This window comes from Leucobacter iarius, assembly GCF_039530105.1.
Taxonomy (GTDB): Bacteria; Actinomycetota; Actinomycetes; order Actinomycetales; family Microbacteriaceae; genus Leucobacter; species Leucobacter iarius.
In genome coordinates this window covers 115,548-130,506 of the sequence record NZ_BAAAOB010000005.1, presented here as the reverse complement: position 1 = coordinate 130,506, position 14,959 = coordinate 115,548, and the positions used below count along the sequence as shown (strand labels likewise).

The 14,959-nt window shown below is 70.8% G+C and carries 16 protein-coding genes; 12 read left to right on the top strand and 4 right to left on the bottom strand.

Features of this window, described 5'->3' with window-relative positions:
* The first annotated feature begins 2 nt into the window (after positions 1-2).
* The 6 genes from ABD169_RS14895 (at position 3) to ABD169_RS14870 (ending at position 5,965) form a co-directional block, all read left to right on the top strand.
* A complete protein-coding gene (locus tag ABD169_RS14895; RefSeq protein ID WP_344033430.1) occupies positions 3-1,376 on the top strand; it encodes a sensor histidine kinase in 1,374 nt (457 codons plus the stop codon).
* Entirely contained in the window at positions 1,376-2,344 is a 969-nt protein-coding gene (locus tag ABD169_RS14890) for a TAXI family TRAP transporter solute-binding subunit (protein WP_344033429.1), read from the top strand. Before ABD169_RS14895 ends, ABD169_RS14890 begins: the two co-directional genes overlap by 1 nt.
* A gap of 235 nt (positions 2,345-2,579) precedes the next feature.
* Positions 2,580-3,326, top strand: a complete 747-nt coding sequence (locus tag ABD169_RS14885; protein ID WP_046455602.1) for an amino acid ABC transporter ATP-binding protein — start codon at positions 2,580-2,582, stop codon at positions 3,324-3,326.
* A 90-nt stretch (positions 3,327-3,416) separates the two neighbouring features.
* Positions 3,417-4,322 carry a glutamate ABC transporter substrate-binding protein gene (locus tag ABD169_RS14880; RefSeq protein ID WP_344033428.1) on the top strand — a complete coding sequence of 302 codons (906 nt, stop codon included), beginning with the start codon at positions 3,417-3,419 and terminating at the stop codon, positions 4,320-4,322.
* A 69-nt stretch (positions 4,323-4,391) separates the two neighbouring features.
* Positions 4,392-5,048 carry an amino acid ABC transporter permease gene (locus ABD169_RS14875; protein ID WP_344033427.1) on the top strand — a complete coding sequence of 219 codons (657 nt, stop codon included), beginning with the start codon at positions 4,392-4,394 and terminating at the stop codon, positions 5,046-5,048.
* Positions 5,045-5,965 carry an amino acid ABC transporter permease gene (locus ABD169_RS14870; protein WP_344033426.1) on the top strand — a complete coding sequence of 307 codons (921 nt, stop codon included), beginning with the start codon at positions 5,045-5,047 and terminating at the stop codon, positions 5,963-5,965. Before ABD169_RS14875 ends, ABD169_RS14870 begins: the two co-directional genes overlap by 4 nt.
* A gap of 72 nt (positions 5,966-6,037) precedes the next feature.
* Here ABD169_RS14870 and greA read toward each other — a convergent pair whose 3' ends face one another.
* The gene (gene greA / locus ABD169_RS14865) at positions 6,038-6,526 is read right to left on the bottom strand and encodes a transcription elongation factor GreA (protein ID WP_046455598.1); all 489 of its coding nucleotides are present in this window, start codon (positions 6,524-6,526) and stop codon (positions 6,038-6,040) included.
* A 139-nt stretch (positions 6,527-6,665) separates the two neighbouring features.
* On the bottom strand, positions 6,666-7,082 hold the full coding sequence (locus tag ABD169_RS14860) for a DUF4307 domain-containing protein (protein WP_046455597.1): 417 nt from the start codon (positions 7,080-7,082) through the stop codon (positions 6,666-6,668).
* An 85-nt stretch (positions 7,083-7,167) separates the two neighbouring features.
* On the opposite strand from ABD169_RS14860, the gene mca reads away from it, so the two are divergent.
* From mca to recQ, 3 genes are read left to right on the top strand one after another with little or no spacing between them, the layout of a single operon-like run.
* Positions 7,168-8,037 (top strand): mycothiol conjugate amidase Mca, encoded by an 870-nt coding sequence (mca, locus tag ABD169_RS14855; protein ID WP_084821100.1) that lies wholly within the window; start codon positions 7,168-7,170, stop codon positions 8,035-8,037.
* Positions 8,034-8,372, top strand: coding sequence for a hypothetical protein (locus ABD169_RS14850; RefSeq protein WP_344033425.1), 339 nt, complete (start codon positions 8,034-8,036; stop codon positions 8,370-8,372). The genes mca and ABD169_RS14850 overlap by 4 nt, the downstream gene beginning before the upstream one ends.
* A complete protein-coding gene (gene recQ / locus ABD169_RS14845) occupies positions 8,369-10,195 on the top strand; it encodes a DNA helicase RecQ (RefSeq protein ID WP_425560982.1) in 1,827 nt (608 codons plus the stop codon). Before ABD169_RS14850 ends, recQ begins: the two co-directional genes overlap by 4 nt.
* Before the next feature lie 21 nt (positions 10,196-10,216).
* Here recQ and ABD169_RS14840 read toward each other — a convergent pair whose 3' ends face one another.
* Positions 10,217-10,879, bottom strand: coding sequence for a TetR/AcrR family transcriptional regulator (locus ABD169_RS14840; protein ID WP_344033423.1), 663 nt, complete (start codon positions 10,877-10,879; stop codon positions 10,217-10,219).
* Positions 10,880-10,994: 115 nt separating this feature from the next.
* Between ABD169_RS14840 and ABD169_RS14835 the strand changes: the two genes are divergently transcribed.
* On the top strand, positions 10,995-12,443 hold the full coding sequence (locus ABD169_RS14835) for an MFS transporter (protein WP_344033422.1): 1,449 nt from the start codon (positions 10,995-10,997) through the stop codon (positions 12,441-12,443).
* A 6-nt stretch (positions 12,444-12,449) separates the two neighbouring features.
* Here ABD169_RS14835 and trhA read toward each other — a convergent pair whose 3' ends face one another.
* The gene (trhA, locus tag ABD169_RS14830; RefSeq protein WP_084821098.1) at positions 12,450-13,199 is read right to left on the bottom strand and encodes a PAQR family membrane homeostasis protein TrhA; all 750 of its coding nucleotides are present in this window, start codon (positions 13,197-13,199) and stop codon (positions 12,450-12,452) included.
* An 83-nt stretch (positions 13,200-13,282) separates the two neighbouring features.
* Between trhA and ABD169_RS14825 the strand changes: the two genes are divergently transcribed.
* Both ABD169_RS14825 and ABD169_RS14820 read left to right on the top strand, forming a co-directional pair.
* Positions 13,283-14,068 carry an isoprenyl transferase gene (locus ABD169_RS14825; protein ID WP_046455594.1) on the top strand — a complete coding sequence of 262 codons (786 nt, stop codon included), beginning with the start codon at positions 13,283-13,285 and terminating at the stop codon, positions 14,066-14,068.
* 91 nt (positions 14,069-14,159) lie between these two features.
* A complete protein-coding gene (locus tag ABD169_RS14820) occupies positions 14,160-14,939 on the top strand; it encodes an SDR family NAD(P)-dependent oxidoreductase (protein WP_344033421.1) in 780 nt (259 codons plus the stop codon).
* Positions 14,940-14,959 lie beyond the last annotated feature (20 nt).

Genomic DNA, 14,959 nt, shown 5'->3' with positions numbered 1-14,959 from the left:
CCGTGCGGCAACGGCTCATCCTCGTCCTCCTGATCCCGATGACCGTGGTCCTGCTCGTCCTCGCGGGCGCGTACGCGTGGAGCGTGGCCCGCGCGGTCCAGGAGGAGGTGTCGGGCCAGCAGCTCGGCGATCTCAGCTACTTCCAGAGCGGCGTGCGCCAGGCGCTGCGCGCGGGCAGCCCCGATGTCGTCGCGGGCGAGATGACCCGCTACAGCGAGCTCTACGGCACGAGCATCGCGGTCTTCGACCGCTCCGGTGCGCTGTGGGCCTCCGGCGGGGGCCGGTTCGACGACCTCGGCGGCGATCTCCGAGGGCAGATCGAACTCGCGCTCTCCGGGCGGCGGAGCGATCCCGGACCGCCGGTGCTGCCCTGGTCGATGGGCGAGCTGGTCGCGGTCGAGCCGGTGTTCGACGACGGCAACGTGATCGGGGCCCTCTTCATCTCGGCGAACGCCGACCGGGTCCGGGCCGAGATCCTCACGCACTGGAGTGTGCTCGCCGCGGCGTGCGCCCTCACCATCCTCCTGCTCCTGTTCGCCGTGGTCCGCCTCGCGAACTGGGTGCTGCGCCCCATGCTGCGGGTCGACCGCGCGATGGCGGCGGTCGAGCGGGGGGAGCGCGACGCGCGCGTCTCCGACGACACGGGCCCGCCCGAGATGCGGCGGATGATCCGTATGTTCAACCAGATGGCCGAGGAGATCGAGCGGGTGATCCAGCGGCAGGAGGCGTTCGCGATGAACGCCTCGCACGAGCTGCGCAACCCGCTCGGCGCCCTGCTCATGCGGGTCGAATACCTCGCGACGGGCCTCGACGATTCGTGGGAGGAGGACGTCGAGAAGACCCGGGCCGAGGGACGCCGCCTGACGCAGATCCTCGATGCGCTGCTCGGGATGGCCCGATCCGGGCGGCAGGATTCGTCGTTCGCCGCGGTCGACCTCGTCGACCTCGTCGCCAGCCGGATCGCAGCCTGGGCGCCCGTCTCGGCCGACCGCGGGGTCTCGGTGGAGCTCCGCGGAGGCGCGCGGGTGCTGAGCCTCACGGATCGGACCTCCGTCGAGAGCGCGTTCGACGCGGTGCTCGACAACGCGCTGAAGTTCGCCCCGGCGGGCTCCGCGGTCGAGGTGACGGTGGAGCGCGATGCGGCGGGCTGCGGCATCGCGGTCCGGGATCACGGGCCCGGCCTCGAACCGGACGAGCTGGAACTGGTGACGAGCCGGTTCTGGCGCAGTCCCCGCGATCAGAACGTACCCGGATCGGGGCTCGGCCTCGCCATCGCATCCGATCTGCTGGGCGATCTGAACGGCGGCGTGCAGGTGCAGTCGCCCGAGGGCGGGGGCCTGCGGGTCGTGCTGCGCCTGCCCGGAGAGGAGCGCTGATGCGGAACGGGTCACCGCGCGCGCGGATCCTCGGGCTGCTGCTCGCGGCGTTCGCCGTGCTGCTCGGCGCGACCGGGTGCGCCGGCCCCGGCTACGACCGGACGCAGCAGTACTTCATCGCGGGCGGCGGCATCGCCGGCATCTACTTCAACTACGGGGATCAGTACGCGCAGGCGCTGCACCGGGAGCTCGGGATCAGCGTCTCGGTCTCCGAGACGAACGGATCGGTCGACAACCTGCAGCGGGTGGCCTCGGGGCGGGCGCTCCTCGGCTTCGCGCAGGCGGACACGGCGGCCGACGCGATCACCGGGACCGGTAGTTTCGACACCCCGCTCCCGCTGCGCGCCGTCGCCCGGGTCTACGACGAGTCGGTGCAGGTCGTCGTCCCCGCGGACTCCGACGTGCGCGAGATCTCGGATCTCGCGGGACGCACCGTCTCGCTGGGGTCCGCCACCTCGGGGGTGCAGGTGATCGCGTCCCGGGTGCTCGCCGCCTCGGGGGTCGCGCCGGACCGGATCGAGAATCCGGCGCTCGGCCTCGATGAGTCCATCGCGGCCCTGCGTCGCGGCGAGATCGCGGCGTTCTTCTGGGTGGGCGGGTTCCCGACCCCGTCCATCGAACGGCTGGCTCGGACGCAGCGGATCCGCCTGCTGCCCATCGACGCGGCGACGGTCTCGCGGGTCAACGCCCGGCACTCGGGGGTCTACCGGCTCACCGAGTTCCCGGTCGGCACCTACGGATCCGAGACGCCGACGACGACCATGACGGTGCCGAACTACCTGGTCGCCGCCGAGGACGCCCCGGAAGCGCTGATCACCGATGCGACGCGGACGCTCTTCGCGTCGCGCGCGACCATCGCGCGCAAAGTGCCCGCCGCCGAGCTGCTGGATCGGCGCGATGCGATCTTCACCGCCCCGCTCGAGCTCCACCCCGGCGCGGCGAAGTACTACGTCGACGCGCGAAGCTGATCCCGCTTCCGGGGGCCGAACCTCAAGAAGCGCTCAAGCGGATGCTCAAGAAGCGCTCAAGAGCGCTGCCCCCGGGCCGTCGCCGCACCTAGCTTGAGTGGCCAAGCGGTTCGACGGCGAACGCGCTTGCCGCACTCCGTCTCGGGGCGGCAACGCACCCCGGATCGTTCAGACAGGCAGCAGGCCCGGGCCGCGAGATTCGCGGAGCGGGTCGCGATCCAGAGACGGAGACGAGATGAGTGCGAGCGAACCGCTGGTGGTCGTGGAGAACGTGCAGAAGCACTACGGCGAGTTCCAGGCCCTGACCGATATCGATCTCTCGATCGACGCGGGCGAGGTCGTCGTGATCATCGGCCCGTCGGGCTCCGGCAAGTCGACGCTGTGCCGATCGATCAACCGGCTGGAGACGATCACGAGCGGATCGATCCGCGTCGACGGCAGGGAGCTGCCGGCCGAGGGGAAGGCGCTCGCGAAGCTGCGGGCCGAGGTCGGCATGGTGTTCCAGTCGTTCAACCTGTTCGCCCACCTCACCATCCTCGAGAACGTGACGCTCGGCCCGATCAAGGTGCACGGTGTGGGACGCGAGCAGGCCGAGCGTGAGGCGATGGAGCTGCTCGCACGGGTCGGCGTCGACAAGCAGGCCGCGAAGCTCCCCGCCCAGCTCTCCGGCGGGCAGCAGCAGCGCGTGGCGATCGCCCGATCGCTCGCGATGCACCCCAAGGTGATGCTGTTCGACGAGCCGACGAGCGCCCTCGACCCCGAGATGATCAACGAGGTACTCGACGTGATGGTCGGCCTGGCCAAGGAGGGCATGACCATGATCGTCGTCACCCACGAGATGGGATTCGCGCGCCGCGCGGCCGACCGGGTGGTGTTCATGGCCGACGGGCAGATCGTCGAGCAGGCGACGCCCGAGGAGTTCTTCACGAATCCGCAGAGCACCCGCGCCAAGGACTTCCTCTCGAAGCTCATCACCAACTGACCCCTCGGGTCGTCCCGACTCGGCTCCACCTTCCCGCGGCGCCGAGGCTTCGGCGCACCCGGATCACCGACCTATCGAAAGGAATCCACCATGCGAACCCACAAGCTCCTCGTGACCGGCGCGCTGATCGCCGCCGCGGCGCTGACGCTCACCGGCTGCAACAGCGGCAGCCCCGCCGACCCCTCGGGCGGCGGCGGGAGCGGTACCGAATCCGTGATCCCGAAGCCCGCCGAGAACGTGAAGATCGACGGCAGCCCGACCTTCGAGAAGATCCAGAAGCGCGGCAAGGTCGTCATCGGCGTCAAGGAGGACCAGCCGGGACTCGGGTACCTCGACAACGTGACGAAGGAGCGCAGCGGTTTCGACGTCGACATCGCGCGCTGGATCGCCGCCTCGCTCGGCTACGGCGAGGACAAGATCGAGTACAAGGCGATCGCGTCGGCCAACCGCGAGCAGGCGATCGTGAACGGCGACATCGACTACTACGTCGGCACCTACTCGATCAACGACAAGCGCAAGAAGGACATCGACTTCGCGGGGCCCTACTTCATCACGGGCCAGGGCCTCCTCGTCAAGAAGGGCGGGACCGACTACCAGTCGCTCGAGCAGCTCGACGGCAAGACCGTGTGCTCGGCGACCGGCTCGACGCCGATCCAGAACATCAAGGACAACTTCCCGAAGATCAAGACCCAGGAGTTCGATCTGTACTCGGCCTGCGTCGAGAGCCTGGTCAACGGCCAGGTCGACGCGGTGACGACCGACCAGGCGATCCTGATCGGCTACGCCGCACAGGACCCCGACAACCTGATGGTGACGACGGGCCCGCTGCTCACCGAGGAGAAGTACGGCGTCGGACTCGCGAAGGGCGATGACGCGCTCCGCGCGCACATCAACACCCTCTTCACCGACGGCGGCGCGACCTGGAAGAAGATCTTCGACAAGAATCTCGGCAACTCGGGGATCAAGGTCGATCAGCCCAAGGTGGACGCCTACTAACCGCTGAGGCGCTCGGGGCGGGCGCGGTGCCCGCACCCGCCCCGAGCCGCCCGCACGAGAGGAAGACGGATGGACGTCATCTTCGGGAACCTCGATCTCTGGGGGACCGCTATCACAAACACCCTGCTGGTGTTCCTCGGGGGAGGGGTGCTCGCCCTGGTGCTCGGCGTACTCGTCGGGGCCATGCGGGTGTCGCCCGTCCCGATCGCGCGGGGCGTCGGGACGCTCTACGTGAACCTCATCCGCAATACGCCGCTGACGCTCGTGTTCTTCTTCTTCGTGCTCGGCTACCCGGCGCTCGGGCTGCCGAAGATGAGCACGCTGCTGCTCGGCATCCTCGCCATCGGCATCTACACCGCGACCTACGTCGCCGAGGTCCTGCGGGCCGGCATCAACACCGTGCCCGTCGGCCAGGCCGAGGCGGCCCGGGCGATCGGCCTGCCGTTCGCTCAGGTCATGAGCCTCGTCGTGCTCCCGCAGGCCTTCCGTTCGGTGGTACCGCCGATGATGAGCGTGTTCATCGCGCTGCTGAAGAACACCACCGTCGCGGCCGGCTTCTCGGTCGCCGAGCTCGCCGCGCTGCGGGCCACCATCAACGACGCCGCGGGACGTCCCGGCAGCCCGATGGAGGTGCTGCTCTGGGTCGCCTTCGTGTTCGTGGTGCTCGTGCTGCTCCTGAGCCTCGTGCAAAACCGTCTCGAGAAGAAATGGAGGATCGTGCGATGACCTCTGTGCTGTACGACGTCCCCGGCCCCCGGGCGATCGCGCGCAACCGCGTGCTCGCGGTCGTGACCGTGGTGGGCGTCGGGGCGCTCATCGCCTTCATCGTGTACCGGTTCGCCCTCTCGGGGCAGTTCTCGGCGACGAAGTGGGGGCTGTTCACCTACGCGACGATCTGGGAGCAGATCCTCGCCGCGCTCGGCAAGACCCTCGCGGCCTTCGGGCTCGCCGCGGTGCTGAGCGTCGCCCTCGGGTTCCTGCTCGCGATCGGTCGACTGTCCGATCACCGCTGGGTACGGATCCCGATCAGGACCATCACGGAGCTCTTCCGTGCGGTCCCCGTGCTCGTCATGATGATGCTGCTCTACTACGGCCTGCCCTCGACCGGGATCAGCATGGAACCCTACGCGGCCGTCGTGATCGCGCTCGTCGCCTACAACGGATCGGTGCTCGCCGAGGCGCTCCGGGCCGGGATCGAGTCGCTGCCGCGCGGTCAGAAGGAGGCCGGATACTCGATCGGTCTGCGCAAGAGCGGTGTGATGCGGCTGATCCTGCTGCCGCAGGCGGTGCGGGCCATGCTGCCCGTGATCGTCTCGCAGCTCGTGGTCACCATGAAGGACACCGCGCTCGGGTTCATCATCACCTACCCCGAGCTGCTCTACCTCGCGAAGCAGCTCAGCAGCAACGTCCAGTTCGGGCGCCCCCTGCTGCAATCGGCGTTCGTGATCGGCGGCATCTACATCGTGATGTGCCTGATCCTGTCGGCCGTTGCGAAGTGGCTCGAGGGGCGGACCCGCCGGACCCCGAAGCGTCCCGGTGGCCCCGCCGCGACGACGGCGACGATCCCGGTGCAGCCCGACGACCCCCGCCTGCATCGCGACGGCACCGTCACTGAGGTGATCTCCGTGCAGGGCGAGCGCTGACCGGAGCGGGAACGCGAACGGGGGCCGGGATCGAATCGATCCCGGCCCCCGTCGTACGTTCGCGCGGTGCGGTCAGCCCGCGTAGGTGTCGACGGCCAGCACCTTGACCTCGATCTGCTTGCCGTTGGGGGCGGCGTAGCTGGTGGTGTCGCCGACCGAGAGGCCGAGGATCGCCGCGCCCAGGGGGCTCTCGGCGCTGTAGACGTCGAGGTCGGAGCCGTCGGCGAGCTCGCGATTGCCGAGCAGGAAGCGCTCTTCGTCGCCCCAGATCTCCGCGGTGATGATGGTGCCGATCTCGACGACGCCGCTGGCCTTCGGGGCCTCGCCGACGACGGCGTGCTTCAGCAGCTCTTCGAGGTCGCGGATGCGCGCCTCCATCTTGCCCTGCTCGTCCTTCGCAGCGTGGTAGCCGCCGTTCTCCTTGAGATCGCCCTCTTCACGAGCCGCCTCGATGCGGGACGCGATCTCCTTCCGGCGGGGGCCGGTCAGCTCGTCGAGTTCGCCCTTGAGACGGTCGAACGCCTCCTGGGTCAGCCAGGTCTGCGTGGTCGCTGCGGCCATGCGTGATCCTCTTCTCTGGATGCGCGGGCCCGACTCGGCCCACGAGTGCGCACGGAACTCCCGCGCGGGTTCTGAGCAGCCTAGCAGCCGGGTCCGACACTGCCCAGGAGCCGCACGGAGGGACGCCGAGCCGGTGCGATCAGGCCGCGTCGAGGACCCAGCACTCCTTCACCTGGCCGGCGGTCGCCGCGTAGGTGGTGGCGAGCTCCTCGCTGAACCGGCGGGTGCGCTCCTGGGACACGGGCAGTTCGACGACCTTCCAGCCGACGGTCGCGAACGAGGGCGAGAGCGCCTCGACCGCGCAGGCGACACGGGCGCCGGGGGGCGCGGTGACCTCGAATCGGACGGTGACGGTGCTGCCGCCCTTGTGCGGTGCGCCGATGTCGCGGTACTCGACCTGCGAGCCGGACTGCCAACCGCTGAAGAGGAGCACGCCGAGCCCCGCGAGCAGCAGCACACCGGCGATGATCCACGCGAAGCGACGGTCGAACCGGCGCTGGGTGCCGCGACCGTAGCGATCTTCGAGCGTCTGCGCGCTCGCTGCCGCCTCGGACACGGATCCTCCTCATCTCGGGCAACTAGACTGTGTGCCCGATGCAAGCGTACCGGGGCTCCCTCGGACGCAGATGCGAAAGGACGCCATGACGCTCAGGTTGATCGCGGTACACGCGCACCCCGACGACGAATCGAGCAAGGGCGCCGCGACGTACGCGCACTACCTCGACCGCGGCGTCGAGGTGCTGATCGTCAGCTGCACGGGCGGCGAGCGCGGCGACGTGCTCAACGAGCTGGTGCAGCGCGATCCCAAGAGCCGTCGCGATCTCGCGGGCCTGCGCCGCGACGAGATGGCGCGCGCGCAGGGGATCATCGGTTTCGAGCACCGCTGGCTCGGCTATCAGGACTCGGGGCTGCCCGACGAGGGCGATCCGATCCCGGCGGGGTCCTTCGCCGACATCCCGGTCGAGGTCTCGGCCGAGGCGCTCGTCCGCGTGGTTCGCGAGTTCCGTCCGCACGTGATGATCACCTACAACGAGCAGGGCGGATACCCGCACCCCGACCACATCCGCTGCCACGAGATCAGCAAGCGCGCGTGGGAGCTCTCGGGCGACGCCGAGTCGTACCCCGAGGCCGGGGCGCCGTGGGCGATCCGCAAGCTGTACTACGAGGAGATCTTCAACGCCGACCGGGTGCGCGCCGTCTACGAGACGCTGCTCGAGCGCGAGCCGGGGTCCGAGCTCGCGACGCAGTTCGCCGAGATGACCGAGTGGATGGCGAAGCGCCCCTACAACGGCACGGCCAAGGTCGATGTCGGTGCCTTCTTCGAGCAGCGCGACGCAGCGCTGCGCGCGCACGCCAGTCAGGTCCCGCCCGACAGCCCGTTCTTCTTCTGGCCGAACGAGCTGCAGCGCGAGGCCTGGCCGTACGAGGACTACCGTCTCGCCGCCTCGCGCGTCGCGACGAGCGAGTTCGAGGCCGATCTGTTCCAGGGCGTCGAAGAGGAGACCGCATGACCACGCTCGCCACCGTTCTCACGGCAGCGATCACCCTTGCCGAGAAGGAGAAGGAGTTCGATCCGAACACCGCGTCTCCCGGAGTCGCGGGATTCATCGCGGTCGCGGTGCTCGCGGTCGCGGTGATCCTGCTGCTGCTCGATCTGAACCGCCGACTGCGCCGCAGTCGGATCCGCGGCGAGGTGCAGGCGCAGCTGGCCGCCGAGGCGGCCGAGGCCGAGGAGGCCGCCGGGGCGACGGGCGGATCGGGCGCCGCGAACGAGGCCGCCGGAACCGACGCGGGCGACGGGTCCGAGGCCGGGTCCGCTCCGCAGGATCCCGAGCCCCGGAGCTGAACCGGGTGACGCAGCGCGATCCGCGGGCCGTCCTCTCCGAGGTCTTCGGCTACGAGTCGTTCCGCGGCGACCAGGAGGAGATCATCCGCCACGTCGCCGCGGGCGGCGACGCCGTCGTGCTCATGCCGACGGGCGGCGGCAAGTCGCTGTGCTACCAGATCCCCGCGATCTGCCGTGAGGGCACGGGCATCGTGCTCTCCCCGCTCGTCGCGCTCATGCACGACCAGGTGGCCGCGCTGCGGCTGGCGGGGGTGCGCGCGGGTGCGCTCAATTCGGCGATGGATCCCGAGGAGCGCCGCGAGGTCGAACGCGCCTACCGCGAGGGCGAGCTCGAGCTGCTCTACCTGGCGCCCGAGCGCCTGAGCGCGCCCGGCACCGTCGAGCTGCTGCGACAGGGCCGCATCGCGCTCTTCGCCATCGACGAGGCCCACTGCGTCTCGCAGTGGGGCCACGACTTCCGGCCCGACTACCTGCGCCTCGGCGCGCTCGCCGAGCTCTGGCCCGACGTGCCCCGCATCGCGCTGACGGCGACCGCGACCCCGGCCACCCACCGCGAGCTCACCGAGCGCCTGCACCTCGACCGGGCCCGCCACTTCGTGTCGAGCTTCGACCGGCCCAACATCCGCTACCGGATCGAGCCGAAGGCGCAGGTGCGCCAGCAGCTCGTGCGGTTCATCCGCGAGGAGCACGCGGGCGAGGCCGGGATCGTCTACGCGCTGAGCCGCAAGCGGGTCGAGCAGACGGCGGCCCAGCTGCGCGAAGCCGGGATCGACGCGGTGCCGTACCACGCGGGACTGCCGGCCGAGGAGCGCTTCGCCGCGCAGACCCGGTTCCTGCGTGAGGACGGCGTGGTCGTCGTCGCCACGATCGCCTTCGGCATGGGGATCGACAAGCCCGACGTGCGGTTCGTCGCCCACATCGACCTGCCGAAGTCGGTCGAGGGGTACTACCAGGAGACGGGCCGCGCGGGGCGCGACGGCCTGCCCTCGGAGACCTGGATGGCCTACGGCCTCGCCGACGTCGTGCAGCAGCGCCAGTTCATCGAGTCGTCGGACGGCGACGCGGCGGCGCAGCGCAACCAGATCGAGCACCTGAACCACATGCTCGCCCTGTGCGAGACGACCGACTGCCGTCGGGTCTACCTGCTGCGCTACTTCGGCGAGGAGGCGGGGCAGCCGTGCGGCAACTGCGACGTCTGCCTCGACCCGCCGAAGCTCTGGGACGCGACGATCCCCGCGCAGAAGCTGCTCTCGACCATCGTGCGCATCTCGAAGGAGCGCGGCCGCACCTATGCCGCCGGGCAGCACATCGACGTGCTCCGCGGAGTCGGTTCGGAACGGGCCAGCCAGATGCGGCTCGACGAGCTCTCGACCTGGGGCATCGGGCAGGACCTCTCGGTCGCCCAGTGGCGCGGCGTCGTACGGCACCTCATCGCCACCGGGCTCCTCGAGAGCCGCGGCGAGTGGGGCGTGCTCGCGCCGACGGAGGCCAGCCGGGGCGTGCTCTACGGCGGCGAGAAGGTCGAGATGCGCGAGGAGGTGCTCGCGCGGAAGGCGGGCGGTTCCGGCGGTGCGAAGGCGAAGGCCGCGCAGGACCTCGAGCCCGAGCAGCTCGACCGCTTCGAACGGCTGCGCGCCTGGCGCAGCGCCGAGGCAAAGGAGCAGGGGGTTCCCGGCTACATCGTGTTCGGCGACGCGACCCTGCGGGCGCTCGCGGTGCACACGCCGAGCAGCCGCGACGCGCTGCTCGGCATCAGCGGGATCGGCCAGGCCAAGCTCGATCGCTACGGCGACGCCGTGCTCGAGGTGCTGTCGGCGGAGTGATCCCGCTCGCGCCGCTCCGGGTCAGGCGGGCCCGGCCTCCAGCGCGTCCTCGTCGACGGCGTTGAAGGCGAGCCACTCCTCCCAGGTGGCGCCCGTGCCGCTGACGCGTTCGGGGTGATCGATCGCCGCTGCGAGCCCGAGCAGGTAGTAGTCGAGGTGCCGCAGGTGGATCTCGGTGGTCCGCTCGCGGCTCGTCGGCAGGTTCGGGCGCAGGTGGGTCACGCCGAGCATGAGGTCGGCGGCCGTGTACCCCCGAGGTATGAGCCCCGCGGCGAGATCCTGCGCGATGAGCGCGTCCAGCGCGGCGCGGAGCTCCTCGGCGAGCTCGTCGATCTCGTGCGAGGTGCGCACGTGCCGTCCGAAGGTGATCATGAGCGGTGTCGCAGCCTCGCGGATATGGCGGCGGAGGAATCGCGCGACACTGGATCCGGGGCCTTCGAGGCTCTCGTCCGCGATGCGGATGACGTCGCCGAGCGCCATGATCCGCAGCTGGAGCACGAGCTCCTCCTTGCTGGGGTAGCGCCGGTAGATGCTCGCGATGCCGATGCCCGCGTGCTCGGCGATGGCCGACATGGGGGCCTGCCAGCCGCGCTGCACGAACACCTCGCGCGCCGCCTGCAGCAGGATGCGGTCGTTGTCGCGCGCCTCCCGTTCGCGGCCGCGCAGGCGCTCCTCACCGGTCATGGGTTCCATCGTAGCGATCGGGCTGTTAGCATCTTGAACGGAACGAAGCATTCCGTTCCGAATGATCGCCAGTGCCGATCCCCTGCAGAGCCATCGATCCGACCCGAGGAGCCGCGTGACCGTCCAGACCCAGGCCTCCGGGCCCGACACCGCGTCCGTCCCCGTCGCACGCACGACGATTCCCACCGCGCCCGCCGGGTTCACCGCCGCGCTCGCCTCGGCCGTCCTCGCCTTCTCGATGATGCAGACGCTGCTCGTCCCGGCCCTCCCGGTGCTCTCGACCGAACTCGGGCTCGACGGCGCGACCGCCGGGTGGATCCTCACCGCGTACCTGCTCAGCGGTGCGGTGGCGGCCCCCGCGATCGGTGCGCTGGGCGACCGGCACGGGCACCGACGGGTGCTCATGATCGCGATGCTGGTGTTCGTCCTGGGAGGAGCGGTCGCGGGCCTCGCGGGCTCCCTGCCCGTGATGCTCGCGGGGCGCGTGCTCCAGGGCGCGGCCACCGCCTCGTTCCCGCTCGCCGTCGCGATCGTGCGCGATCGGCTGGTCGGCCGGCAGCAGGCCGTCGCCATCGGTTGGCTCTCGGGCACCATGGGGCTCGGCGCCGGCCTCGCGCTCGTCGTCGGCGGTGCGGTCACCGACCTGCTCAGCTGGCCGTGGCTCTTCGCGCTCGGCGCCGGGCTCGGTCTCCTGTCGGTGCTGCTGATCGCGTGGCGCGTGCCCGCGGGCGAGCGGGGGAGTGCGGCGCCGCAGGACTGGGCGGGCGTCGGCCTGCTGGTCCTCACGCTGCTCCCGCTGCTGCTCGTCATCTCGCAGGGCACGCGCTGGGGCTGGACCTCGCCAGCGGTGCTGGCGCTCGCCGGTCTCGCCCTGCTCGGTCTCATCGGCCTGGTGCTCGTCGAGCGCCGACTCGCGCACCCGCTGATCGACCCCGTGCTCGTGACCGATCGAGCGCTCGCCGCGACGAACGCGCTCACCCTCTTCCTCGGATTCGTGCCCTACGCCTTCTACGTCGGCCTCCCCGTGCTGCTGCAGTCGCCCGCGAGCGGCACCGGTGCCGTCGGGCAGGGCCTCGGGGTCACCGCGACCGGCGCGGCGTTGCTGCCGGGCGCCGTGCTCGTCTTCCTCGGCGGTCGCTTCACGCCCTGGCTGCTCGGCCGACTGAGCGGTCGCGCCGTCGCCGCGATCGCGCTCGGCGCGATGTGCGCGGGCGGCATCGGCATCGCGCTGCGGCCCGGATCGCTGCTCGCCGTGATCCTGTTCTTCGCCCTCGTCGGCCTCGGCAACGGCATCGGCTTCGCGGTCGTCGCGGAGCTCATCGCCGGCCACGTGGATCGGGCGGGGCTCGGCGCCGCGCTCGGCGTCAACGGGGTGCTCCGCACGGTCGGGTCCGCGTTCGGGACCCCCGTCGCGACGCTGATCCTGACCTCGATCGGGATCGCCGCGGGCGGCGCTCCCGGGGAGGAGACGTTCCGAGTGCTCTTCCTGATCGCGGCGGGAGTCTCGGCGGCGGGAGTCGCCCTCGCGTTCGCGATCCCGGCGCGGAGGCGCGTCGAGCCGTAGCCGCCGCTAGCGCAGGTAGACGGGGTCGAGCGAGACGAGCAGCGCTCCCGCCCAGTGGCAGAGGAAGGCGAGCACCGTGAGCGTGTGGAAGATCTCGTGGAATCCGAAGACCCCGGGCACGGGGTTCGGCCGCTTGAGGCCGTAGACGACCGATCCGACCGTGTAGAGCAGGCCGCCCACGACGACGAGGACCATGGTCGCCGGGTTCGCCTGCCAGATGTCGCCGAGGTAGACGACGGCCGCCCAGCCGAGCGCCACGTAGAGGGGGACGTAGAGCCAGCGCGGGGCCGAGATCCAGAACACGCGGAACCCGATCCCGAGCAGCGCGCCCGCCCACACGAGGACGAGCAGCAGGATCCCCTTGTCGAGCGGCATCGCGGTCAGCGCGAGCGGCGTGTAGGTCCCGGCGATCAGCAGGAAGATGTTGGCGTGGTCGAGACGGCGGAAGACCTGCTTGGTCTCCGGCTTCCAGTTGAAGCGGTGGTAGAGGGCCGACACCCCGAACAGCAGCGCGCTCGTCAGCAGGTAGACCGCGGCGGCCCATTTGGCCACGGGGCCTTTCGCGAGGCAGATGAGCACGATCCCCGCGGCCACCGCCACGGGGAACGTCCCGGCGTGGATCCAGCCGCGCCACGTGGGCTTCGCCTCGGCCGGAAGCGGGTGCTCGAGGGCGTCCTCGAGCAGCGGCAGCGAGAGGCGATCCGGATCGGGCAGACGACGCTCGCGACCGGACGAGGAATTGGCTCGCTGGCTCATGCTCCGAGTGTACGGAGCCGACAGCGCGGAAGCTGCATATATGTCGACCACCTGCAAAGCCGAGCCGCAGATAGAATCGACGAGTGACGCCCGAACGAACCGCTCCGCGACCCGGGCCCCTCTATCGGCTCTACCAGCGACGGTTGCGCCGCGAGATCGATCCCGAGCGCTCGCCCCACCACATCGCGGTGATCGTCGACGGCAATCGGCGCTGGGCCAAGCAGCGCCTGCAGGAGCGCGTCGCATTCGGGCACCGCGCCGGAGCACGCAAGATCCCCGAGTTCCTCCGCTGGTGCGAGCACGCCGGCATCCGCGTCGTCACCCTCTACCTGCTCTCGAGCGACAACCTGAAGGGTCGGCAGGAGCAGGAGCTCACCGACCTGTTCGAGATCATCGGCGACCTCGCCAGGCACCTCGGATCCCACGGCGACTGGAAGGTGAAGCACGTCGGCAGCTGCGACGGGCTCCCGCCGGAGCTGGCCGGAGCGCTGCACGAGGCGGAGGTGCGCACCCAGGACCACACCGGGCTGCACGTGAACCTCGCCGTCGGATACGGCGGACGCAGCGAGATCACGGCGGCCATGCACAGCGTGATCGACGAGCACCGGGCCGCGGGCGGCACGCTCGACACCCTGGCCGAACGGCTCACGCCCGAGACCATCGGCGAGCACCTCTGGACGCGGGGGCAGGCCGATCCCGACCTCGTCATCCGCACCTCGGGGGAGCAGCGGCTCAGCGATTTCATGATCTGGCAGTCCGCGCACTCCGAGTTCTACTTCGTCGAGGCGCTGTACCCCGACCTGCGCGAGGTCGATCTGCTGCGCGCGCTGCGCGACTACTCGCGCCGTCAGCGCCGCCTCGGCAAATAGCGGAGCGCTCCGCCGGTCCATCCGGCTCCGCCCCCATCCGCCTCCGCCGGATCGCGGGCGGATGTCGGCGGTCGCCGATACGATTGCGGGCATGAACGAGACGCATCACGCCGCACGCCTGCCGTCGCTCCAGGGCTGCCGGGTGCTCGTCACCGGCGCTACGGGCGGGGTCGGAAGCGGCATCGCGCGCAGCTTCGCAGAGGCGGGTGCGGCGGTCGCCGTCCACTACCGTTCGAATGCCGCCGTCGCCGAGCAGCTGGTGGCCGAGATCGAGTCGATCGGGGGCCGGGCGGTCGCGGTCGGCGCCGACCTGTCGCTGCCCGGTGCCGCACAGGACCTCGTGGCGCGCAGCGCGGTCGAGCTCGGCGGGCTCGACGCCCTGGTCAACAACGCCGGCATCCAGCCGGTCGAGCCGCTCTCCGAACTCGGTCGCGAGTCGTGGGACGCGATGTTCGCCACCAACGTCGGCGTGGTGTTCTCGCTGAGCCAGGCGGCGGCGCAGGTGTTCGAGGGCGGCGGATCGATCACGCACATCGCCTCGGTCGAAGCGCACCGGCCGGCGGCCGGGCACGCGCACTACGCCAGCGCCAAGGCCGCGCTGCTCATGCACGCGCGAGCGGCCGCGCTCGAGCTCGGTCCCGCGGGCATCCGGGTCAACACGGTGTCGCCGGGCCTCGTCGAGGTGCCGGGCCTGGCCGAGAACTGGCCCGAGGGCGTGGCCAGCTGGCTCGCGCACGCGCCGCTCGGGCGCCTCGCGACACCGCGAGACGTCGGCGACGCCTGCGTGCTGCTCGCATCCGACGCGGCCGCGTTCATCACCGGGCAGGACCTGGCGGTCGACGGCGGCATGCTCGCCACCCCCGGCTGGTAGCCGACACCCGACACCTGAGC